Below are 24214 nucleotides of genomic sequence, written 5' to 3'. Positions count from 1 at the left end.
GGTTAAAATATATTCTAAAAATTATAATTCAAAATTAGATCCACGTGAAATAAATCTGTCTTATTTAGATAAAAATTTGGGTTATCAGGAAAATCCCCATTTGCGAATTTAGTTACAAATAATAGTTCCGGTTTTAGGTTTTTCAATTTCTTAAAAGAGAAAAATAAATCAAGATTTATATGGGTATAATCAGGTACCGCATATTTATTTAATTCAGGATCTAAAACTGAAGGTTTCCATTGGTGGCCTATACTAAGAACCGATTTTATTTTTGACTGAGGATCGCCTAAAGTAAAAGTATCATCATAATAAATAATTAATGCATGGTTGTCTGCGGAACCTTCGCTTCGCTCCCTTTTTTGAAAACTAAATAGGAATTCCCGTCCCCATTCTCGTGGAAAAATGAACTGACCGTGAGGAAGAATTCTGTCATAGCCTAATGATAAAGAAGTATTATCGCTCCAGTTATATTTCACTTTCAAGCCCAGAATATCCGATGAATTCGCTTGAAAATAACGCAATGAATCTATCGAGTTTCCACCATCACCAATCCTGTTTTGATGCAACCATTCCATTTCGAGATCAACATTTTCGTTAATATCAAGTTTGGGTTTCAAATAAAATGAATTGGATACGTTCTCTATAAAATAGTTCCAGGTTTCAAAACTCAGGCTCTCTGTAATTTTAATATCTGCATTGGCAATAAAAAGAAAATCCGAATCTGTATTATTGGCATATTGGGCGGGATTACCAGACCAGTCCCTACCCGTAGCATATGTACCAATACTTTCACCAATGCCATAAAATTCCCCAGTAGATCTGGGTGCCACTGCATTAAAAATCCCTGCTTGAAAATGTATGGTTTTGGTGGGGGTATATTGATAACGAAACCCCTGAAAAAGACTTGGAATCATCCTTCCATCTTCCGGGTTGACGAAAGGGGATTTAATTTTCATACGACCCAGGCTAAATTCGTGTTGTTGAATTTTATAATTAGCATAGAGTTCTCCAATTAAAAATATAGCTTTATTTTCTAAATTTAAACGGTCAAAAAGGCCTTCCTCATACCTGCTCAATTTTCCTGTTTGCATATCTGGAATTGTCAAATTTTGTAATCCCAAATTGGTAGAATTATAAACCGCAATCCCAAAATTTAAGTTTTCGTTCGGGATGAATTGATATTTTAACTTCCCTCCTATTGCCAGGGCCTTGAAATCTTTTAAGGATCCTTTATTAAAAGTATTCATATAGTAAGAACGCAATTGCCCGGAAAGGATACTGCGTTTTTTATCTTCTTCAAGTTCCTGTGAAATCAACGCAGTGGGGCTAAAGAATGCTAAAATTATTAAAGCGGAAAAATATCTAATCATTTATTTTTTGTTAAGCCGTATTCCTGTTGGTAATATTCCATAATAGGTGGAAATGGGCCATATTTATGTTGAGTTGAAGAAAAAGTATCCGCCCATGGTCCATATGGGGTTGAAACTGGCTTTAATTTTAGATCTGGATAATCTTTTTCTAAATTACTTTTCTGAGGACGCTCAAAGCTATTGATATAACCGGCCAGATGGTAAGCCTCTTCATCACTTAATTTAGGATTATCCCAGGTAGCCTGGCCAAAAGGCATGTTGCCCTTGATAAATTGGGCAGCGGTTATTACCCGGTGCATTCCCGCACCATTATTATAACTGTCTGGGCCCCAAAGAGGAGGGTATTGATATCCTTTAGTGGAATCTGCCAATCGCTGACCTTGTCCATCCTCCCCATGGCAAACCGCACATTCTTTAATAAATAGTGCTTTACCTTTTTCCAGGTTAACCGCAATATCAGGAATGTTGATTTTAGGGAAACCTTTAAATTCTTTTTCCCTTTCTTCTGGTAAATCTTCTCCCAACCATTTCATATAAGCCACGATAGATTTCATTTCCCGGGATTCTGTAGGAAGTTTTTCCCCGTCCATACTTCGTTGCATACAGCCATTAATTCTGTCTTCAATAGTTCCTTCACTATTGGATCTTCCACGAAATTGAGGAAAACGCTCAGTAACACCTACCCATGAGGCTGACCCAGGTTGGGTACCTGCCTTTAAGTGGCAATTGATACAAGCAAGGTTGTTGCCAGCATAACGCATCCCAGGATCTTGTGCCTGAGGTCCCATATATTTCGAAGATTCGGCTATAAGCTGATACCCATATTTTACATCCGAAGGCATAAAACCTGAGGCTAACTCTGCATCAACATCTTTAGGTTGCCAGGCTTCCGAAGAAATCTCACTTTTAATAAATAAGGAAGGATTGGAATCGAATAAAAAGATACCAATGAACAATACTACAATGAGTGCAATTAAGGAGCTAAAAAAATATGTAATGGACCTTATCAAAGATCTAAAATCTTTCATAACAATAAACTAAAAACATTCAAAATCAACAGGTTTAACCAGATAAATGCATAATTTTCAAACATAAAACTTACTTATAAAAAGCTATGTAACAAATGTTACAGGGGGATAGCAATGAAGATCCTATTTTCGAAAATTTGAATGAAAATTAAACATGAATAATATGTCAGGACTTAAATTATCAGTTTTGTTAGTGATTTCTTGTATCCTTTTGGCGGGATGTAAATCTGCTAAGAATATTGTGGGAACAAATTCAAATAATATAGATAAGGTTAAAAAAGTTTCGGTTTTACATACCAATGATATGCATGGTTCCTATATGCCTTTCACCACCACTTTAGATAATGCCACCGCTCAAACCGGCGATTCTATTGATAATCTAATGAGATTTGAAAAAGAGGGAAAAATAGGTGGAATGGCCTGGATGGCAACGGCTATAAAATCAATTAGAAAAGAGAAAGGGAATGACCATATAATTCTGCTTGATGGCGGAGATACTTTTAGTGATGACCAGTTAGGGAATTTAACGAAAGGTGAAGCGATGATTCTGATGATGAATAAACTAAATTATGATTTGATGGTGCTGGGAAATCATGATTTTGATTATAGCCTGGAGAGGACTCGTGAACTGGAGACAATGGCTAATTTTCCGATGCGTGCAGCCAACATAATAGATCAGGAAACCGGAAGCCCAATCTTTCAAGATCCTTATATCATATTGGAAAGAGGTGATTTAAAAATTGGTTTGCTGCCAATTGGGTATAGGAATACTCCTCTAACAGGAAATTCTAAAAATATCAAAGGCTTAAAATTTATTAAGGGGATAGAAGCAGTTGACAAATATCTTCCTGAATTGAAAACCAAAGCCGATATTATTGTTTTGCTTTCCCACGAAGGTATGGCGGTAGATAAAATAATAGCTGAAAAAATAAATGGGATTGATCTAATTATTGGCGCCCATAGCCATGATGTTATAGAACCACCAATTAAAATCAACCAGACCTACGTAGTGCAGGCTTTGTCTGATGCTGCAGTATTAGGTGAAACTGAAATGATAATTACAAATAAAAAATTGTCTGGCATCAAAACGCGATATCACTATTTATGGCATGATACCTATACAGCAGATGAGGAACAGCAGAAATTAGTGAAAGAGCTTCGTAAGCCATTTGTGTCCCAACTAGAAGAAAAAATTACACAAACCGATACAATTATTGGAAGACAATATAAATCTGAAAGCCCTTTTGATAAAGTAGTGACCACGTTGATGAAGGACAATTTCAAAACTGATGCCGCATTTCTTCCCGGTGTGGGATATGGGATTTCCTTAAAGGGAACTATTACCAGTGAGGATATATACAAGTTACTCCCTCATCCTGCAAAAATTGTGACCCTGGAAATGACGGGAGATCAGATAAGAAAAACATTAGAGCAAACGGCTACAAATTTAAAGCCTGAAAATAAATTGGATATTGTGGGAGGTCTTATTCAGTCATCGGGCATTCATTATCATGTAGATCTTTCCAGGCCTATTGGAAAACGGATATCAGATATAAAAATTAACAATGAGTCTTTAGTAGATAGCAAGCTATATAAAATTGCCACACATTCAGGTATGCTAAACGGGATTCATAATTATGCAGAATTTTCAAAAGGCACTAATATTGAAAAGACAGATATAATTCTAACTGAATTTATATTAGAGAAATTAAGAAAAGTAGCTGAGCTTGATTTTCCTGAAAATATGGGAGAGATTACCGTTACCAAATAATCTTTACTTTGATTAAAAAAAGATTTTTATGAAAACAACATTAAAGATTTTAATAATTCTTACAATCAGTTTTCAAATGAAAGCACAGGAATGGCAGACTCCTGAAATAGAAGGTTATGGGAAGATCAAGTATTTTGAAGATGCAGCTGAATTACCTGACACTTCCCTAACCTATAAAATGATTTTTAATATTGATAGCGAAAAGGAAAAAGAAGGTGTTAACGTGGGGTTATGGAGAATTGCCCGGACCTTGAATATACTAAAAGCCGGAAATATATCTAATGAAAAGATTGATATTGTGGCTGTTTTACATGGAGAGGCCACTTATGCGATTTTAACTGACAAAGAATATAAAAAGCGTTTTCAAACCCAAAATCCCAATATGGGGTTATTAAGGCTTTTAAAAGAAAACGGAGTGACAGTTTTGGTTTGTGGGCAGGCTATGGCTTCAAGAAATATAGAAAAAGAACACCTCAATTTGTATGTTGAAATGGCTCTTTCAGCTTTAACTGTCTTACCGAACTATCAGTTAAAAGGCTATGCATTGATTCCTTAATTTCAGGAAACTTTGCGGAGTATTAATTTATTTTTTCTAAAATAAGCTCATTCAAACCAGCCTAAAACTTCCAACTTTGCTGGGTGTAAAAACTGGATTTTTCTTCAAATACTCCTTCATAGCTGCTACGGCCGTTTGTTCGTGTCTTTTTCTATTTTTACCATATTTACGAGCAACCCCTTGCGTGGTAACAAACCCCACTTTATATATTTTATCAAAATTGATATGGTCACTTTTAAAATATATTTCCTGGATGCGATGACCTTTAGGATTCTCAATGCGAAAATTTACTTGTAATCCTAAACAACGTTTCACATAGCCTCCCATTTGACCAATGGGATCACAACAAAAGGTACGCTCCAGGTTTTCTTCCAACATCTCCTTAATTTCTGCACCTGTAAGTTCTACTGTGGAAACAGGAGGATTCATTGGGGCAATATTATATAAATCGTTCTCTGTAATATTTCCTTTGGGAATGGGTGCACCGTAACGCCATCCGTTCGAAAAGACAATCTCTGTTGCGGTACTATTGGCAATCGATCGAAGCAATAATTCGTCCAAAGTAGAATTTATGGTATTATAGCGATGTAATGTCTCGGTAGTACTACCAATAGCCAGTTCTCTTATCTCTTGATAGGGTTTTAGCAGATTTTGAACCATGGTGTCTACTTTGGTATTTTTTGGTAATGAAGCATCCACTTTAACAAGTTCGTAATCATAGGCTTTAATCTTTTTATCCTCTATTTCAAGAATAAAATTCCCTATGAAGGCGCCGTGGCATCCGCATTGTACTATACGTGTACCATTAATTTCAATAGGTTTATAAATTCTATTATGGGTATGGGCACTCAGACAAATATCTATACCTTCCACTTTTTTCAGAAGTTCAACATCCTGCGGAAACCCATTATGGGAAAGCAAGATTATTATATCAGATCCCCTGGCTTTTAAATTTTTTACATATTCTGATACTTCATCCAAACCGGAGGTAAACTTTAGACCTTTGCTCATCTTTTCGGGCATCACTTTATCCACGATCATAGCGCTAATACCTATTACGCCAATTTTAAGACCTGCCTTTTCATACATGGCAGTGGGTTGTAAAAAATTTGACCCATCTTCTGAATATATGTTACACCCCAATACCGGAAATTCCAGTTGAGTATTTAACTCTTTCAATCGATCAGGTCCATAGGCAAAATCCCAATGCCCTACAAGTGCATCAAGCTTTAACGCATTTAAAATAGGTACAAGAGCTTTGCCCTCAGAATCTACAACAGGTTTTGTTCCGTGCAGGGTATCTCCCCCATCAAAGAATAATGTATTAGGGTTTCTTTTACGAATTTGTTCCGCGAATCCTGCAATATGAGCATAACCTCCGGCAGTTTCTACCACTTCCCCGGTTTCATTATAAAATAGCTCGGGATGTGGGGCGATATAACCATGTACATCGTTTATAAATAAAACATTTAATTTCATAGTATCTGTTTTTTAAGAGAATAGCGTGTGTTCCAAAATTTTTAAGTAAATCAGTATACTCCCTACACTGTATTTAATCCTCCTTATTCTGAATTATCCCTGTCGAAGCAATATTCTTTTCTTGTCTTGCATCGAATTCCTTTAAACCATTGTCTAAAAATTCAACGAAATTTTCAACATTTAGATCATAGCCTTTTGGAGCACTCAATAAAGAGCCACTAGTATCAACCAGCGTATAATATGGTTGCGCATTGGCGTTTAGCTTTTGGATCATGAAATCCAGATTCTGTTTGCCAATGGTTTTTTTAACTTTTTGATCATGGGCTGAAACATACCATTCAGATTCTGGTAATTCTGTTTTTTCATCTACATATAGCGCTACTACCACATAATCGTTTTTCAGCCGTTTCAAAACCCTTGGATCACTCCAGACTGTAGCTTCCATTTCACGGCAATTAACGCAGCCATGACCTGTAAAGTCAATAAAAATGGGTTTATTTTGCTTTTGCGCACATTCCAATGCCTGATCATAATCAAAATATCCCTGGATATTGTGAGGTAATTCCAGAAGGTCATTATATTTCGGAGTTCCGCAATTTGTAATATTACTATCAACTTCGTTTTCACTTACCAGAGTTGAAGTATTCATGTTAAAATTTTGGCTGCTCATAGGTGGTAAATATCCTGCTAATGGTTTTAATGGTGCACCAAATAATCCCGGAATCAAATAGACCACAAAGCTAAATATTAATATAGCCGATATGACTCTGTATACTGAAGCACTTTCCGTTTTCTTTTCATGTGGAAATTGAATTTTACCCAACAGGTAAAATCCAAGAAATGCAAAAATCACAATCCAAAGAGCTAAATAAATATCGCGGTCAAGAAATTCCCAGTGATAAACCTGGTCCACTATACTCAAAAATTTCAGGGCTAATGCCAATTCCACAAACCCCAGAACAACCTTAACCGTATTGAGCCAGCCTCCACTTTTGGGTAATGATTTTAACCAATGGGGAAATATTGCAAACAGCGTAAAAGGCAGTGCAAATGCCAGCGAAAACCCTAGCATCCCAATTAGGGGTTTTATAGTTTCCCCATTAGCCGCTTGCAATAAAATTGTTCCTGCAATTGGCCCGGTACAACTAAAACCAACCAGCACTAAAGTAAAAGCCATAAAAAAAATACCTAACAAACCACCTTTGTTAGATTGTGCATCTATTTTATTCACAAATGAATTTGGCAGACGGATCTCAAATAATCCAAAAAAGGATAGTGCAAATAGTAGAAAAACTGCAAAGAAAAAAAGATTGGGTAGCCAATGTGTACTAAGAAAATTAGCGAAATCGGCACCAAACAATAAAGAAAACACTGTTCCTATTAACGTATAAATCAGAATAATCGAAAAACCATATAATAATGCCTGACTTATTCCATTTGCCCGACTGATGTTAGATTTTGTGAAATAGGTTACTGTCATGGGAATCATAGGAAAAACACAAGGTGTTAACAAAGCTGCCAGACCGGCCCCAAAGGATAGTAGAAAAAAGGTAAGAAGGAAAGCTCCGCCTTCCTCCTTTTCTTCTATTTTAAACTCATTCTTAAAAGATTTCAATTCTTTTGAGGATATAAGATCATTTCCATCTTTTATGCTGGCACTCTGATTTTGTAAAAAATCCTCTTTCTTGCTGTTCCATACCAAATCCGTTTCAAAGGGGATACACTGTCCTGTAACATCAGAACATATTTGATAAATGGCTACAGCTTCTATTTTGGGTACACTGCTTCTAATCTTAATACGCTGTTGAAATTCAGCTATACCCGTAAAATAAGTGTACTTACCTCCCCATAATTCGTCATATTTTTCTTTTGGGTCAACAGGGATGAGATCACCAATAACTTCATAAGATTGATTTTCACCAAAATTAATCTCGGTAAGCATCGGTCCCAGTTCGGGATCAAAGTCGCTTGAATATAAATACCAGTCGGCAGGAACCTCTGCCTGAAAACTGATTACGATCGTATCTCCCGGTTCTAGTTTTTCTTTATCTACAGACACCTCCCAATTCGGTGGATCCATCACCTGGCCATAACTTGATAAGGAGCTGATGAAAATACTCAGCAAGAACATTAAGAATTTAATATATCTCATAAAGACTTATTTTTTAGATTTAAATTGACCTTAAGCCTATTTGAGACCGTCTAGAAATTCTTTGAATTCCTGAGTGTCGTAATCTCCCATACCCTGATGAGTTAAGGCCAGATTTCCATCTGCATCTATAATATAAGTAGTGGGGATTGCCTGGGAAGCGTACATTTGAGGCAAGTTTCCGGCCAATTTATATACTTCAAAATCATAACCTTTCCTCTTATTAAAATCTATAGCTTTTTGAAATTCATTATCTAAAGAAAGCATTATAAAGGCAACTTCTTCACCTTTTACATCATTGTACATATTATTTATTCCCGGCATTTCTGCCACACAGGGAGGACACCAGGTTGCCCACATATTAAAGAAAATGACTTTACCTCGAAATTCTTCCATTTCAACGCGTTCACCCTTAGAATTGATAAGGCTCATGTTGAAATCGGCTTTAGGTTTTTTGGCTTGTTCTTTCGGATTTGATTTTGCTTCTACATCTGGATTCATTAATCCCGTCTTTAAAACTCCTCGTTGTACAAAACCAAAAACTTCGGTATGTAATCCGGTTAAAAATAAGGTGAGTATAATCGTTCCTGTAATACCATATTCGAGAAGATTTTTCTTTACTTTTTTATTCATCACTAAATTTTTTAATGCAATAACCCGATATGCTTACAATATTTTAAAACATCCAAGAAGGTTTATTGCCTGATTATATAATTAGATTAGAAGCTGATTATTCCAGCTTCATAAATAAGAATTTGTAGTTCAGTTAAATGAACCTTTTAAAAAATCAGGATAATTTAGGAGGAGGAACAAATTTGTAAGTAAATGCCCTTGTTTCGGCATAAATGTGTTTGAAATTCCTTTTGAAATTGAGCTGAATAACAACTTCATCTTCCAGTTGTTTTTCTATCTGAAATACGGAATTACAAAACGAATGAAAAGTAATTTGAATTCCATCAGATGACTGGTTAAAGTTACCATCTAAAGACTTCTTACCAGCATTCAAATCACAATGTTTCTTTACATAACTAATTTTGTCTGAATTTACGATCTCCCCCAGAATATTTGAATCCAGGGCAATTAACTTACCAAACATAATAAGGGCAAGAATTATTGCTATGTATGATCGTAGGTTCATAAAGTCAAAAGTAATGAACAGTATGAGTAGATCAAGTAACATTTGTTACATAACCAAGGGAAATTATAAATCAATTATTACAATACTATTTCTGCGTAATGAAATTTTACCTTCCATCTCTAAGGTTTTTAGCAATCTGGAAATAACAACACGGGAAGTATGAAGATCGTAAGCGATGTCCTGATGTGTTATTTGCAGGATTTCATTTTGATTTACCTTTGCCTTATCCTGCAAATATTGAAACAATCTTTTATCCATCTTAAGAAATGCTACTGAATCTATTGCATCCAGCATTTCCTTAAGTCGTAAGCTGTAACTTTGAAAAACAAAGGTTCGCCAGGATTTATATTTTACAATCCATTCCTCCATTTTTCCTACAGGAACCATAATTAAACTGGTATCCTTCTCGGTAACTGCTTTTATATCACTTTTACTTCTATCTAAACAACAAGTGAGTGTAACTGCGCACGTATCTCCTCTTTCAAGGAAATAGAGTAATAACTCGTCACCATCATCATCTACCCGGGAAATTTTTATAGCTCCATCCAGTAATAAAGGTATAGAGGTAACGTACTCTTCTGCACTTAAAATTACTTCTCCAGCAGGAATTTCCTTAAAGGTCCCAATTTCAGATATTTCATTTAGCAATTCCTCTTCGAACACAAAGGAATAGGCTTCATATAAATCAGTTTTCATAGCAGAAGCTTTTTTAATGAGGAAGTTTATTTCGCAACAGGCCATATACAAAGGTTCCGAATAAAGCAGCCGCGATCACCACCAGTATCGAAATATAACCAGCTCCTGCAAGCACATACATAGGACCCGGGCAGGCACCGGCAAGGGCCCAACCCAATCCAAAAATGATCCCACCAATTAAGTAACGGGCAATGCTTTTATCTTTTGGCTTTAACTGCATCTCCTGCCCGCCCATCGCTTTTATATTATTTCTCTTTATATATTGAACACCCAGCACACCGATAATTAATGCCGAACCAATTATTCCATACATATGGAACGCTCCAAATTCAAACATTTCATAAATTCTGAACCAGGAAGCTGCTTCAGATTTATACATTATAATACCAAAAAAGAATCCGATTAAAACGTAGGTAATATATCTCATCATTTAAAATATTAATGGGTAAAATAAATGTATCATTATAAGACCACCAATAAAAAAGCCAATTACGGCAATTAAGGAAGGTAGTTGCAGGTTGCTTAATCCTGATATTGCATGCCCTGAAGTACAACCACCCGCGTACCTGGCCCCGAAGCCAACCAAAAAACCACCGGCGATCAATACAAATAAAACAAGCGGATCACCCAGATTCTGCATAGCAAAAATTTCGGTAGGCATATAAGCTTCTCCCGCACTATGGATACCATATTCATTGCTTAATTTATCTGCCAGTCTTTCATTTATTTCTACCGTATTATTGGATAGATATGTAGAAGCAAAAAAACCACCCAGTACAGCACCTAAAACCACCATAAGGTTCCATCTCTCTTTCTTCCAGTCAAACCTAAAGAAATCGGCCGCTTTACCGGCCCCTGTCGCAGAACACATGGTACGTAGGTTAGAAGACATTCCAAATTGTTTTCCCGTATAGAGCAACACGAACATCGTTGCCGCAATTAAAGGCCCGGAAATATACCAGGGCCAGGGTTCGTAGATCAATTCCATTATATATTATTTTTAGGCGAATATATTGAATAGGCAGTGCATACTCGGTAACCTTTGTTACATACTGCAATAGAACTCTAAAATCAAAAATTTAAAATTTTCACGTCGTATCGATTTAGAATACATAGCCTGCCTACGGTTCTGAATTTATTTTTTCAGGCATTCTTAATTTAATTATTCCTGCCGAACATATGGTTATTATACCAATTGAAATAATTGCAAAAGGAACGCCAAGTAGGTCAGCAATAATTCCTGATAGGATCGCTCCAATGGCATAACCCGAATCACGCCAAAATCTAAAAGCACCAATACTTTCAGCACGTTGGGTAGGATTGGTTGCCGTGGCGATTGCGGATAAGAAGGTTGGATACACCAATGCCGTACCTAATCCTAAAATAAAAGCGATAGCCACCATAAATATAAAATCTTCTGTAAATGGCAGAATGAGGATTGCGATCCCCTGTAATAACATTCCCCAAAAAAGTAATTCCTTTTTTGAGTAAATATCAGACATCCTACCGGTAAATAATTGACCTATCCCCCATACGGTAGGGTAAACTGCCGTAATGATACCAATGGATTTCGAATCATAATCTGCCTGCAAAAGAATAATGGGTAACAATCCCCAAATCATTCCGTCGTTCAAATTATTAACCAGTCCTGCCTGGGTAACAGAGCTTAAAGTCCTGTTTCGGAAAGTAGTATCTAAAAAAACATTTTTTAAAGAAGAAGTACTATTACTATCCTTTTCTATTGCTACAAATGTCCTGGTATCTTTTATAAAAAGATAGCTCATTATTAAACCCACCACAGAGATCCCTATTCCAATATAAAAAGGATAAGGTGTGATCCCATACTTATTTGCAACATAGCCAGATAAAAACGCAATTATTCCTACGGCAAGGTAACCCGAGAACTCGTTTAGCCCCATCGCCAATCCACGGTTCTTCTCGCCTACCAGATCAATTTTCATGACTACCGTACTACTCCAGGTTAAACCCTGGTTAATCCCTAAAAGAATATTGGCAAAAATCACCCAATTCCAGGATGTTGCATACATTAAAATAAAAGGGATAGGAATGGCAAACAGCCAGCCGAAAACCAACAAAGGTTTTCTGCCAAACCTGTTGGCAAATCTTCCGGTCATTAAATTAGTAACGGCCTTGGTAATACCAAAGGCCGTTATAAAAGATAGAATCGCAGTATTAGATTCTATACCAAAAATCTCCTGGGCGTATTGGGGGAAGATACTTCTCTCCAGTCCCACCATTCCTCCAACAAAAGCATTTATTAAAACCAGTAAGGAAAACTGTTTCCAGTTTTCCTTTAAGCCAAGTTTTTGGTTCATTAGGATTTATATTTTTTTACATCCTCGCTTAAGTCATAAACCGCAACTTCCTCAATTTCACTTTCTATAATACTGCTACCGGCAGCACTACGATATCCTCCGGCACAATGCACTACCAGGGGCTTATTTTTAGGTAAATCACCAATCTTATTACGTAGTTCATTTAAAGGGATATGATAAGAATTTTCAAAGATTTTAGCCTCAGAAACTTCAGCATCATTACGAATATCTACAATCGTATAGTTTTCTTTATTTTCATCGAAAGTTGCCACATCAAATTTTTCCGAAGAATTTGTAATCTTATCAGATAAAGTAAAAATTCCTTTTAATTGTTTTTCGTAACCAATTTTTGCAAGCCTTTCAAGGATTTCATCCAGTTTATCAATTGTTTCCAGTACTAAATAGAATTGTTCTTCAGGTTCAATAATAGCTCCAAGCCAGGTTTCAAATTTATCGTTTTCACTCCGCGCCATGATATTGATACTATAGGGAAGATGACTCTTTTTATAAATCTGCTCATCCCTGGTATCTACTACAAGAAATTCATCTTCAATATTTTCAACATTTAAATGTATTGGTACTCTATATTTAGCAGCCTGGACATTTTCTGCACCATCCCGATTAAGATCTACGTTGAAACCAAAATAAGAGGGTATAAATGGTTGATCCTTTAAAATTTCAGAAACAAATTCTTCTTTGGTTTGCTTTTTAAAAGCCCAGTTACCCATACGTTCATTGCCTAAAGTACTGCTATTGGCATCACTCATATTCTTACCACATAACGAACCTGCACCGTGAGCAGGATAAACTATAGCCTCATCTGGTAAATCATCGAATTTATTTTGAATAGACTGATACATCATTTGAGCAAGCTCTTTACGCTTTGATTTCGTATTTCCGGCTTTTTCCCTTAAATCCGGACGCCCCACATCCCCAATAAATAAGGTGTCCCCGGTAAATAGAACATGCTCATCCTTATCAAATGCATGAAAGGTCAAACTATCCGGAGAATGCCCAGGTGTGAATATTGGCTTGATGGTAACATCTCCTATGGTAATACTATCCCCTTCATCAAAGCTTTGATGGGGATAGTTTACCCCAACTTTTTCACTGATATAAATAGTGGCTCCCGTTTCTTTATGAATCTGAAGATGGCCGCTTACAAAATCGGCATGCGGGTGTGTTTCCAGGACAGCTACAATCTTAGCATTTTCTTCTTCAGCATATTTATAATACTGGATTGGATTTCTGGCGGGATCAATTAAAGCCATTTCTCCATTACTTACCAGAGCATAAGAAAAATGTGATAATGGATCATCTTTAAACTGTTTTATCTTCATAACTTATATTTTAAATTTCTACTGTAAAATTGCCAAATACAATTGAAACCTACAGTAACAATTGTTACGTGCCTGAATCGCTATGTCAGATTCTTTTTGCAACCATACGAATAACGCTGCTTTTGCCCTGATGATATTCTCCTTCCTTCTGGTTTATTCCTAGCTCTTCAAGATATTGGATTGTTAAACCTGAAAATTCACTTTTCATCTCTTCAATGGAAAATAGCATCTTTAAATCTTTAGGTCCGCCGGAATTGTAACTTAATTGTTTTTTTGAGAATGCTTCAAAAATCAAAACTCCACCGGGCTTTAAAAGATTAATTAAGTGCTGGTGGCTTTTAATCCTTATATCGGCGTCAAAATGAGCATAAATAAGGGCTATCACATCAAATTTTCTATCACTTTGGAAATTTAATACAGAAGAAACCTTGAAATTTATATCCACTTCATTCTTTTGTGCAAGGCGTAAGGCTTTAATTTTTGCCATAGTACTGAGATCAAAGGCAGTCACATCCCAGCCCTGTTTGGAAGCAAAAACAGCATTTCGTCCTTCTCCCTCAGCAGGTAGAAAAATAGATGCTGGTTCTAACTTCTTTAGCTCGTTTTGAAGGAAAACATTTGGTTGTTCCCCATAGGCGTACTCCCGTTCACTATATCTATCTTCCCAGAATTCCTTAGTTTTATCGGTCATCCTATTAAAATAAATCTAGAATACCGGTTTAGAGAGCTCCTTATTCCATTGCATAATACCACCACTAAGATTATACGTTTTAAAACCTTTGGATTCCATAATTTTACAAGCCTGCCCACTTCTGTTTCCACTACGACAGTATATATAATAATTTCTATCTTTATTCAAACCTGTTATCTCCCTTTGAAAAGTGACGGGCTCAAATAGATTAATTAATCTCGCATTAGGTATTATACCATCTTTCCATTCTTTGGGGGTTCGCACATCTATGATCACAGCATTTTTATCCTGTTTGATTTTATGAGCAAAATCATCTGTATTTAAATTTTCCATTTATTTTTAATTTGAATTGTTATCTAATTTTTAACGAAGAATTCCATGTAGAAAATGAATCCGGCCATAAGGAATATAAAGTAACCGAAACCTTTTTTTAAACGGGCTCCATTAATATAATTGCTTAAATAGGAGCCTATAAAAATCCCCGTAAAAGAAAGGGCCGTAATTATACCTAGGAATACCCAGTCTATTTCCATGGTTATGGCATCTCCCAAAAAGAAGCCCAGTAGAGATTTAAAAGCAATTATAATGAGCGAAGTTCCCACCGCGGTCTTCATTTCAATGTTTGCCAAAATGACTAAAGCGGGAATAATAAGAAAGCCTCCCCCGGCACCAATCATTCCTGTAATAGCTCCTACAATTAAACCTTCAACCAGAATTAGCGGATAATTATATTTTACCTCTTTATTTTTTTCCTGGTCTGTATCAGGAGACTTTTTTCGCAACATGGAAAAAGCAGCGGGTATCATAAGCACGGCAAATAACCCGAACATGGCCATCCTTCTGGTAAATTCAAATTCCTGAATAAAAAACAATGTTTCAGGTAAAGCCGGAACCACATAATGCCTAACAATTGTGACACCTATAACAGCAGGAATACCGAAAATCACTGCCGTTTTCCAGTCTACATAACCTTTATAATGTTGTTGAATCCCACCTACCAGGGCACTGGCCCCAACTATAAATAAAGAATAGGCGGTAGCCACCCTCTCCCCCATGGAGAAAAGATATGCCAGCACTGGTACTGCGAGAATAGAACCACCGCCACCTATTAAACCAAGTGAGATCCCTATAATAAGAGAACTTACATAACCAAAAATTTCAAGTAATTCCATTTATCAATTTTTTAATTGACAACAAAATTAACTTTATGCTTTAGTAGCTACAGTAACATTTGTAACAAAGGGTAATTTAGAGAACTACTCAGAAAGTAGAGCAAATAAAAAATAGCAGTAATTTGATGGATGCTTATAGTGAAAGGAAACTAGTTTTATCATTTACAAAAATTAGTTTGTTACAATTCAATTGCTTAAAATTTAATTACTTTCTTTCTAACGCTGCCTTTCAATGGTAATGAACCGTTACCGGGTGTTGCATTTTTCAAATTATTTGTTTGATATATAAAATGTATCTAATTTTCTAAAATTCTAATGTATGAATCATTAAATCTCTTCTAGAATCCAATCACTGATTTTTTCAAGAACCTTCGGACTCATAGTTTCTTCGATCTCTGGATATTCAGAAATTTGTCCTGTTTTACTTTCCTGGAATAAATGATTTAATCCCTGCATCAAAACAACTTCGTAATTTCCAGATTTACTTTTTTGTAAAGCCTCTTTTACTGGCTTCATATTATATTTTGGAGGTACCTGAGTATCCTTACTTCCATATAAGGCCAAAGCAGGAATGCCAATTTTTGCAATTTCTTCCGCTGGATTATAGTTGTAAAAATATCGGATCCATGGATTTGTTCTGCTTTTTACCAGGTTCTCAATAAATTCATCTTTATTTATGTTTTGAGGTAAAATAGAATTTAATACTTCAGAATCCTGATAAAAAGATTTCAATTCATTTTTTACTATTGTCACATCCTTATCAGAAGCCGCAATCGCAATCGCTTTTACTATATAATCTCTGTATTTTTCTTCATCCTGTACAGGAAAATTTCTGTAATCCAGTGCTTGTTGCAGAGAGACCTTCTTGCCTAAAATTCCTGTGCCCGCCAGCATAACAATGGATGACACATCTTGTGAGCTATTTGCAACTTTTGGTGCGATTATCGCTCCTTCGCTATGGCCTATTAAACCAATGTTACGAGTATCAATATCGGTTCTGTCCTTCAAAAATTCAATGATTTTCAATACATCATTAGAAAAGTCGGCTGTAGTTGCTGTTTCAAAATTTCCAGTGGATTCTCCGACTCCTCTATCATCATACCTTAAAACCGCTATTCCTTTTCGTGTTAGATAATCGGCAAGAACCAGAAAGGGTTTATGTCCCATATAAGATTCATCCCTATCTTGTGGACCACTACCAGAAATCAATATTACCACGGGCGTATATTGATTTGATGAGTTGGGTAAGGTAAGTGTTCCTGCAAGGCTAATATGATCTTCAGAATTATATATTTTCACCTCTTCAACCAGGTACGGATATGGTTTTGAAGGTTCCTGAGGCCTTTTTGGAGTTTCTACCTGTTCTGCCTTTATTTTTTTGATTAGAATTAAAGGAACGATATTCAAGCCTTCCTGAAAGCTGCCTTTTATTTCGCCTGATTCTTCATTAAACATTCCATCGAATTTAAAACCCAGGTTAGAGGCGTTAATGATTAAGTTATTATCGAGAAACGTGGTGGAAGCTGGTTGGAGATTCATTAAACCCTGGCTGGGAATATCTAATTTGGTAAAATGACTTTTATTAGATTCAGAAATTTTGAATATAAATAGCATGGTTTTTCCAGGCTGAACTTCAAGGTTTCCCTGCCAGATTCCTTCAATGTTCTGTGCTAATAGATTATTTCCAAATATTGATAAAATAATGACTAGAGTGATCATAAGTGTTTTCATAATAATGTTCAGTTTAAGGCATAGCTATCCTTCTGCTGAAATTTCAGCTGATAGAAATACGTGTATTGATTTAGGTTTTTAGTTGTTAATTTCAGAGAGTAATTTCTCCGTGGCTTCTAAAGATTTATTGTAGGATCTCAATACCCAAAATGCAAATCCTAAGAAAGCGATTATTGAAATTGGAAATGTAAGTGTCCAGAAATGTTCGGTTTCACTGAGATCAACACCTTTTATTGCTGAAAGTACAGGAATGGCGACTAAAATTAAAAATAGTCCTAGTGAAACATTCAATTTTTGAAACTTTTGAAACCTGATCTTACGTCTCCCAAAATCATTTAAAGTGTCTAGATAGGTTTTTGAAGATATTTTTACTTTCTGCATTCCGTTCAAACTGCTTAAAGAGATTATCGGTAATGTTAGGAGTAAACCAATGGCAATAACCGCAAAGATTTTTTCTGCTAATGGATCTATTTTCATAAAATTCATAATTAAATAGATAGCTCCCAGATAACAGATAATTGTTCCTATAATTTCAGAGTATCTGATCTTATTCAGTTTCGAATAATATTTCTGTTCAGTCACTTTTTCAATAAGATTTTTAGTGAGCAGCTCTTGTTTTTCAACTTGTGCACTCATTCCTTTCCATAAATTTTTCATTTCTTCCAGTTCCATAATATTTTATTTACTGTTTAGCTGTGACTTTAATTTTTTCTTGATCCTTGAAATCTTAGTTCCAACGTTGCTCTTAGTTATTCCAATTATTACTGAAATTTCATCATGACTTTTTCCTTCCAGATATAGTAGAATAATACCTTTCTCCAAAAGGTTTAATTTTTGAATTTGATCATTAAGCAGTTTTAGTTTTTCTTCTTCTGAATTATCCCTGTGGTCGGCAATTCTTTCCACGATAGGATCGATTGTAGTTGTCCCTATTTTTCTATTATTTTTTTTCAAATTATAGATTGCCGTATTCATTGCCACACGGTACATCCAGGTACTTAATTTTGAAAATTCTTTAAAGCTGTCGTAAGATTTCCAAAGTTGAAAAACAATCTCTTGATATAGATCTTCTCTGTCCTGAAGATTTTCTGTATAAAGCAGGGTCACTTTATAAATTAGGCCTTCATTTTCTTCAATTGCTCTTGTAAAATGCTCTTTTTTCTTCATTTAAAAATTAAACTTCTCCTTATTAGTGTATCAAGTTTTGAAAAAATCACACTTTAAAGGATTTTTTTTAATCTAAAGACATTTTTGTAATTGCTGGCAATGGTTTCGGTTAGCGCCAGTTGGCGGAGTAAGGAACGTGGATTTGTCGGCTTAGTTAATTATTTTCTTTCTTACGGTGCCGACTATAAGCGATTAACCCTTGTTGGCTACTGGCATGATTAGTTCTTATCTAAACTGTAAAGAATACTTCTAACCATTTCGGTCCATTCGTCTAAACTTTTGTCTAAAACTTTTCCAAGATCTTCGTATGTATAAGCGAAATATTTATAATTAAAATCTTCTTTCGTTTTATACAAATCCAAATCGTTCTTGATTTTTTTCGTTATCCACTCGGTTATTGTTTCTCTTTTTATTTTTTTTCGCGCGAACAATTCTTTTGAATAATGTTTTTGAGCGAAACCTTCGTTTCTTACTGAGGAATAATAAAAGTCAATATATATCTTATGAATTTCTTTTTTTATAGCTAAAGGAAATTGTTGTTCATATTCCTCAATAATCATTGTTATGTTATTCTCTTCTTCAAAATCGACGCTTCTCAAAAGAGAACCTATCCCATCAAAAAATACTTTTTTCGCTTCAGAGTTAATATTATCAAATTGATCTAAGTAGGTTTCAATGAATCTATTCAAATAAATTTTTGGATCTTCAAATATATATTTTGAAAAATAATCGCTAGGAAGATTTTTTAAAATAGGATTAGAAAAATCTGGGTTGTATAAACGGAAAAATTTAGAACTATTAAAATATGATGGTCTCGATAGAAAGTTTAATTTCAATAGTTTTGAAGCAGTTTCGAATAACTTTTTATATGCTGTAGCTTGTTCATTGATATTTAAATTCTCAAAATTACTTTCGATAATTTCCGCGTCTAAAGATTCATTTGTTACTATTGAATTTCTAAAAAATTTATTGATTTTTTCATTATTTATTTCTAAATCTTCGTCTTTAACTTCCTTTATACTCTCTTTGTAGTCTTTTACGGAAACATATGGTAGGTTATCAAATGATAATTTTTCAATGACAAATTTTAGAAATTTTTGTAGTTCTATTTTTTCTCTAAGTAAAGTCTTAATATCATTTCCATTTAAAACAACCACATTTTGTTTCCGTCCTTTTCTTAAAGCATTTAAAAAATTTTCGCTTAAAGGATTATAAGAAATATAGATGCCTAAAGTGCCGTGAAATTTATTTTCTACTTTACCGATAAACTCATATAGAGAAGAAGCTGCTAATTTTTTTGACCATTTCACTTCTAAAAGAAAAATTTTTCCTTCAAAACTGATCACACCATCAATTTGTTCTGATTTATTATCGGATGTATGAAAACCTCCATTTTTTACCACTGATAATAAATGGTTTTCAAAGAAATAATCTCTTATTAACTTCTCAAAATCTAAACCTCTTTGGCGAGCTACTGCCGAATCTGATTCAGTTTTTAGATTTTCTAGTTCTTCTAGTTTTTTTAATGAATCCATATTATGCTTGTTGCCAACTAATCATATCCAAAGCAATGTAACTGTTTAATCTAAAATGTGCCAGGGTATTCAAAGTATCACGTTCTATTCATAATCAAATAGTTTTTGAAAAGAAACATCTAAAATTGATGCTAGGGCAATCAATGTTTCAAAGGTTGGATTAGCCTCTCCCCTCTCTATTTCTCCGATAGTCTTTTTTGATAACAATCCTTTTCTATCACTCAATTCTTGCTGTGAGATACTTCTATTTGGGTATTCGAGACTGACAATTTTTTCTCTGAGATTTTTTACATGGTTGCCAAATCTCATTTTTTGTTCGCTGAACTTCAAAGTATCTTTAATCATACTATAAAATTCTAGGTTACAGAAATAAATTATGGTAACACATAGGTTACCATTTAAATTATTTTACTATATTTACTTCATATTAATATATTTGCGAAACTTCTTAAAGTAAAATATTAGAAGCATTTCGCTTTGAATCTCGGTTCGAAAACTGGTAATTTTTAAACGACGAGATGATAAGCATAATGCTCACGACCCGGGCGTGGGCTTGCTTATTGTCGTAAGGTATACCAGTACCTCGAACCAGTAAGTTGAGTCTCCACGCCTTTTTTGTATTTAGGCTAAACCTGCTCTACTATATTTAAAGCATTTGTTTCTTCACTAAAAAGACGTCGCTAACAATTAACCCTACATTATAAAAAAGGTCAAAGCGGCCGGCATTCCCTATGGAGTGTTTTTATTAAGCTTGTTTACGGGAACGAGATAATTCCGCTAATAATCCCGTGGGTTGCTATTATTTGTATAAGTAATAGCAGTTGGGTGGGCAAAAGCCAGCTCTCTTATAGAGGTGGCTTGGGTACGGTATTTTTTTGCTCCAATTTAATAGTTTATTTAGCCACAAAAAAAATGCGAATGAAAGCCTATACTGGGCATTTAAAAAGAAAAAAGTGAACACTCGTTTTGACGGGTAAAAGCAAGAAAGCCTTCCCTTAAGATTGGTGTCTGGCGGGGAAGGCCTAAGCTTTAATAAAACAAATGTTTCATTTAACTAATGTAAAATTATGAAAAATTTTTACAAGAGGGGCATGCTTATTATCATGTTCCTTCTAGCCATGGCCTTTTTAGTCCTTCTGGCGATGGGCCAGGCTAAAGCGGCCAGCCTCTCTACTCCTATTTACATTTACCAACAGGAAATTAGTGGGGCGGTAACGAATACTAATGGTGAACCTCTTTTAGGGGTGACCGTATTTATCAAAAACAACAGGATAGGAACTACCACAAATATGGATGGAGATTATTCTATTACTGCAAACAAAGGCGATACTCTTATATTTTCTTTTATTGGATACATATCCCAGCAAGTAAGAGTAAATAATAAGTCAACCATAGATATTTCTCTTGAAGAAGATGTTGCTGCTCTGGGGGAGGTTGAGATCAATGCCGGGTATTATAATACAACACGAAGAAAAAGTACAGGAAATATTTCCAGGGTAACCGCTGCCGAAATAGAAAACCAGCCGGTTGTGAGTCCAATACAAGCTCTGCAAGGTAGAATGGCGGGAGTGGAGGTTACGTCCGGGGGTGTCAATCCGGGAGCGGCTTCCACTATTCGTATTCGCGGTATTAATAGTCTGAGGACAGAAGGGAATTATCCCTTATATATCATTGACGGCGTACCAATTAGTTCGACTCCGGTAGAAAGTAATTCTCTTTTAGGAAATTCCGGGATTGATCCTCTTAATAACCTGAATCCTGCCAACATCGAAAGTATCGAAGTGCTGAAGGATGCCGATGCTACTGCAATATATGGTTCCCGTGGAGCCAACGGAGTGGTGCTAATTACTACCAAAATAGGAGCGCAGGCCGGAACAGGACTTGAAATGAGAACCTATACCGGAATATCTTACGTGCCTGGAAGATTGGATCTTCTTGAAACGCCCCGGTATCTGGAAATTAGGCAAGCAGCATTTGAAAATGATAATATTGAGCCCAATGAGAGCAATGCATATGATCTCTTGCTTTGGGATCAGCAACGCTATACAAACTGGCAGGATTATGCCTTTGGAAACAATGCAGAGGTGACCAGTGCGAATCTGGCCTTTAGCGGTGGTAACGATCTGACTACTTTCAGAATTGGAGGATCCTGGTTTAGCCAGGGTACGGTATACCCGGGAGATTATAAGTATCGAAAGCTTACCGGCAATATGAGTCTGAACCACTTCTCCGGAGATAGAAAATTTAATATACAGGCTTCCCTGAGTTATGGGCTGGATAAAAATCAGCTTACCGGGGATCTTAATCTGGGAACGCTAACTTTTTTAGCTCCCAACGCACCGGCTTTATTAAATGCTGACGGCTCCCTGAACTGGACTGAGTGGGGAGAAGCCGGTTTAACAAATCCCCTGGCGGGATATTTTAACCGGAATGATACTAAGACGAATAATCTTATTAGTAGTGCCAGTATCTCCTATGAGGTTTTAAAAGGATTAAACCTGAAATCGAGTTTCGGATATACTCGCTATGATAGTGATGAGCTCTGGAGGTTACCAAGCCGATCATATAACCCGGCAGGTAATCCGGTAAACAGGTCTGTGCATTTAAGCGCTATTAGAAATTCGTGGATTATTGAGCCGCAATTGTCTTATAATCCTGATCTTGGAAATTTAGGACTGGATTTTCTGCTGGGTGCTACTGTGCAGGAAAATAATAATACAAGACAAAGTCTACAGGGTACGGGATATGCTTCCGAGGCGCTTATTGGAAACCTCGCTGCCGCTGAGGATGTATTGAATGCCCGAAGTTCTGAAGTGCAGTATAAATACGCTGCCTTGTTCTCACGCATAGGATTAAATTGGGATAAAAAGTACTATCTCAATCTTACTGGAAGGAGAGATGGTTCCAGCAGGTTTGGCCCGAATAACCGCTTTGCAAATTTCGGGGCAATCGGGACGGCCTGGATTTTTTCAGAAGAGAAATTTATTAGAGAAAATATTTCCTTTCTGTCCTTAGGGAAGTTACGAGCCAGCTATGGAACAACCGGTAATGATCAGATTGGAGATTATGGTTACCTGGATGCATATGAAGCAACAAGGGGGCCGGGAGGACTCTATCCTACCGGTTTGGCCAATCCCGATTATTCCTGGGAGATCAATAAGAAGATGGAAGTAGGCCTTGAGTTGGGCTTTTGGAAGAACAGGATGAATTTTGGTTTAAGCTGGTATCGCAACCGTTCCTCAAACCAACTCGTGGGGTACACATTACCGGCTATTACCGGGTTTGGTTCTGTGCAGGCTAATCTACCTGCAACCGTGGAGAACAGGGGGTTGGAGTTGGAGTTCAATAGTGTGAATTTCAATAATGACAACTTTAGATGGCAGACTTCTTTTAACATCAGTCTTCCTGAAAATGAACTCCTGAGCTATCCCAATATTGAGCAATCTTCCTATGCGAATACCTACCGGGTCGGGGAACCATTGAATATTTCACTAAACTATAACTACACCGGAATAGATCCGGAAACAGGCTACTATGCCTTTGAGGATGTGAATGATGACGGCAGGCTGGACTTCCAGGACCGAACGATCGTTGAAGATCGAACTCGTAAGTTTTATGGTGGCTTGGGTAATGACCTCACCTATAGAAATTTTTCTCTGCAATTCTTATGGGAATTTGTTAAACAGGACGGGAAACTCATATACTACAATGCTGGAAGACCGGAAAATATTCTTTCAGCATATTCTACGACTACTTATCAGGTTCCAACTATTTCTTATCAGGGAAGTCTGGCATTTTCAAATGCTAGAAATAGTTCCCTCTTTAACCGTGATGGGTCTTTCCTTCGTTTAAAGACTTTTTCTTTGAGATACGATCTTCCAGACTCATTCCTGCAAACCACTGGTATAAAAAAGTTCCAGTTGTTTTTTAATGGGCAAAACCTTTGGACCATTACCCCCTATGATGGCCTGGATCCTGAAAATTCTTTTGAAGGCAATTATATAGGCAACCTGCGAACTATTACTGCAGGGGCTCAAATCAACTTTTAAAACCAT

General features: G+C 36.1%; 22 protein-coding genes. 3 read left to right on the top strand and 19 right to left on the bottom strand.

Going from position 1 to position 24214, the window contains the following annotated elements; genetic code table 11:
• Positions 1 to 14: 14 nt before the first annotated feature.
• Positions 15 to 1370: an OprD family outer membrane porin gene (locus tag RM553_RS07245; RefSeq protein WP_086047660.1), complete on the bottom strand. Its 1356-nt coding sequence runs from the start codon at positions 1368 to 1370 to the stop codon at positions 15 to 17.
• On the bottom strand, positions 1367 to 2398 hold the full coding sequence (locus tag RM553_RS07240) for a c-type cytochrome (protein ID WP_083645676.1): 1032 nt from the start codon (positions 2396 to 2398) through the stop codon (positions 1367 to 1369). Before RM553_RS07240 ends, RM553_RS07245 begins: the two co-directional genes overlap by 4 nt.
• A gap of 163 nt (positions 2399 to 2561) precedes the next feature.
• On the opposite strand from RM553_RS07240, the gene RM553_RS07235 reads away from it, so the two are divergent.
• Positions 2562 to 4169, top strand: coding sequence for a bifunctional metallophosphatase/5'-nucleotidase (locus RM553_RS07235; protein ID WP_236995824.1), 1608 nt, complete (start codon positions 2562 to 2564; stop codon positions 4167 to 4169).
• A 28-nt stretch (positions 4170 to 4197) separates the two neighbouring features.
• A complete protein-coding gene (locus RM553_RS07230) occupies positions 4198 to 4725 on the top strand; it encodes a DsrE family protein (protein ID WP_083645678.1) in 528 nt (175 codons plus the stop codon).
• 51 nt (positions 4726 to 4776) lie between these two features.
• On the opposite strand, the gene RM553_RS07225 is transcribed toward RM553_RS07230, so the two are convergent.
• From RM553_RS07225 to RM553_RS07145, 17 genes are all read right to left on the bottom strand, one after another.
• Positions 4777 to 6204: a bifunctional metallophosphatase/5'-nucleotidase gene (locus RM553_RS07225; RefSeq protein WP_083645679.1), complete on the bottom strand. Its 1428-nt coding sequence runs from the start codon at positions 6202 to 6204 to the stop codon at positions 4777 to 4779.
• A gap of 73 nt (positions 6205 to 6277) precedes the next feature.
• Complete coding sequence (locus RM553_RS07220) at positions 6278 to 8356, bottom strand: protein-disulfide reductase DsbD family protein (protein WP_241551301.1); 2079 nt, start codon at positions 8354 to 8356, stop codon at positions 6278 to 6280.
• Positions 8357 to 8392: 36 nt separating this feature from the next.
• Positions 8393 to 8986 (bottom strand): TlpA family protein disulfide reductase, encoded by a 594-nt coding sequence (locus RM553_RS07215; RefSeq protein ID WP_083645681.1) that lies wholly within the window; start codon positions 8984 to 8986, stop codon positions 8393 to 8395.
• Positions 8987 to 9140: 154 nt separating this feature from the next.
• Entirely contained in the window at positions 9141 to 9491 is a 351-nt protein-coding gene (locus RM553_RS07210) for a hypothetical protein (RefSeq protein ID WP_311534268.1), read from the bottom strand.
• 63 nt (positions 9492 to 9554) lie between these two features.
• Entirely contained in the window at positions 9555 to 10187 is a 633-nt protein-coding gene (locus RM553_RS07205) for a Crp/Fnr family transcriptional regulator (RefSeq protein WP_083646232.1), read from the bottom strand.
• Positions 10188 to 10200: 13 nt separating this feature from the next.
• The gene (locus RM553_RS07200) at positions 10201 to 10614 is read right to left on the bottom strand and encodes a DUF6691 family protein (protein WP_083646230.1); all 414 of its coding nucleotides are present in this window, start codon (positions 10612 to 10614) and stop codon (positions 10201 to 10203) included.
• A 3-nt stretch (positions 10615 to 10617) separates the two neighbouring features.
• Positions 10618 to 11175: a YeeE/YedE family protein gene (locus RM553_RS07195; protein WP_083645683.1), complete on the bottom strand. Its 558-nt coding sequence runs from the start codon at positions 11173 to 11175 to the stop codon at positions 10618 to 10620.
• Between the two features lie 133 nt (positions 11176 to 11308).
• Positions 11309 to 12523, bottom strand: a complete 1215-nt coding sequence (locus RM553_RS07190; RefSeq protein ID WP_311534267.1) for an MFS transporter — start codon at positions 12521 to 12523, stop codon at positions 11309 to 11311.
• A complete protein-coding gene (locus RM553_RS07185) occupies positions 12523 to 13863 on the bottom strand; it encodes an MBL fold metallo-hydrolase (protein WP_311534266.1) in 1341 nt (446 codons plus the stop codon). The genes RM553_RS07190 and RM553_RS07185 overlap by 1 nt, the downstream gene beginning before the upstream one ends.
• Before the next feature lie 85 nt (positions 13864 to 13948).
• The gene (locus RM553_RS07180; protein ID WP_083645686.1) at positions 13949 to 14554 is read right to left on the bottom strand and encodes a class I SAM-dependent methyltransferase; all 606 of its coding nucleotides are present in this window, start codon (positions 14552 to 14554) and stop codon (positions 13949 to 13951) included.
• A 15-nt stretch (positions 14555 to 14569) separates the two neighbouring features.
• On the bottom strand, positions 14570 to 14887 hold the full coding sequence (locus RM553_RS07175; RefSeq protein WP_083645687.1) for a rhodanese-like domain-containing protein: 318 nt from the start codon (positions 14885 to 14887) through the stop codon (positions 14570 to 14572).
• A gap of 23 nt (positions 14888 to 14910) precedes the next feature.
• Positions 14911 to 15726, bottom strand: coding sequence for a sulfite exporter TauE/SafE family protein (locus RM553_RS07170; protein ID WP_083645688.1), 816 nt, complete (start codon positions 15724 to 15726; stop codon positions 14911 to 14913).
• Positions 15727 to 16053: 327 nt separating this feature from the next.
• Positions 16054 to 17457 carry an alpha/beta hydrolase family protein gene (locus RM553_RS07165; protein WP_083645689.1) on the bottom strand — a complete coding sequence of 468 codons (1404 nt, stop codon included), beginning with the start codon at positions 17455 to 17457 and terminating at the stop codon, positions 16054 to 16056.
• A 78-nt stretch (positions 17458 to 17535) separates the two neighbouring features.
• Positions 17536 to 18129, bottom strand: coding sequence for a hypothetical protein (locus tag RM553_RS07160; RefSeq protein WP_083645690.1), 594 nt, complete (start codon positions 18127 to 18129; stop codon positions 17536 to 17538).
• A gap of 6 nt (positions 18130 to 18135) precedes the next feature.
• Positions 18136 to 18624 (bottom strand): RNA polymerase sigma factor, encoded by a 489-nt coding sequence (locus RM553_RS07155; protein WP_083645691.1) that lies wholly within the window; start codon positions 18622 to 18624, stop codon positions 18136 to 18138.
• A 218-nt stretch (positions 18625 to 18842) separates the two neighbouring features.
• Positions 18843 to 20159: a hypothetical protein gene (locus RM553_RS07150; RefSeq protein WP_311534265.1), complete on the bottom strand. Its 1317-nt coding sequence runs from the start codon at positions 20157 to 20159 to the stop codon at positions 18843 to 18845.
• 84 nt (positions 20160 to 20243) lie between these two features.
• Positions 20244 to 20504, bottom strand: coding sequence for a helix-turn-helix domain-containing protein (locus RM553_RS07145; RefSeq protein WP_311534264.1), 261 nt, complete (start codon positions 20502 to 20504; stop codon positions 20244 to 20246).
• 722 nt (positions 20505 to 21226) lie between these two features.
• Here RM553_RS07145 and RM553_RS07140 point away from each other — a divergent pair.
• Entirely contained in the window at positions 21227 to 24208 is a 2982-nt protein-coding gene (locus tag RM553_RS07140) for a SusC/RagA family TonB-linked outer membrane protein (protein ID WP_311534263.1), read from the top strand.
• Positions 24209 to 24214: the final 6 nt, after the last annotated feature.

Origin of the sequence: Autumnicola tepida (assembly GCF_031846485.1) — a bacterium.
Taxonomy (GTDB): domain Bacteria; phylum Bacteroidota; class Bacteroidia; order Flavobacteriales; family Flavobacteriaceae; genus Autumnicola; species Autumnicola tepida.
Note: the sequence above shows the minus strand (reverse complement) of the source record. Positions and strands in the feature narration are given on the sequence as shown.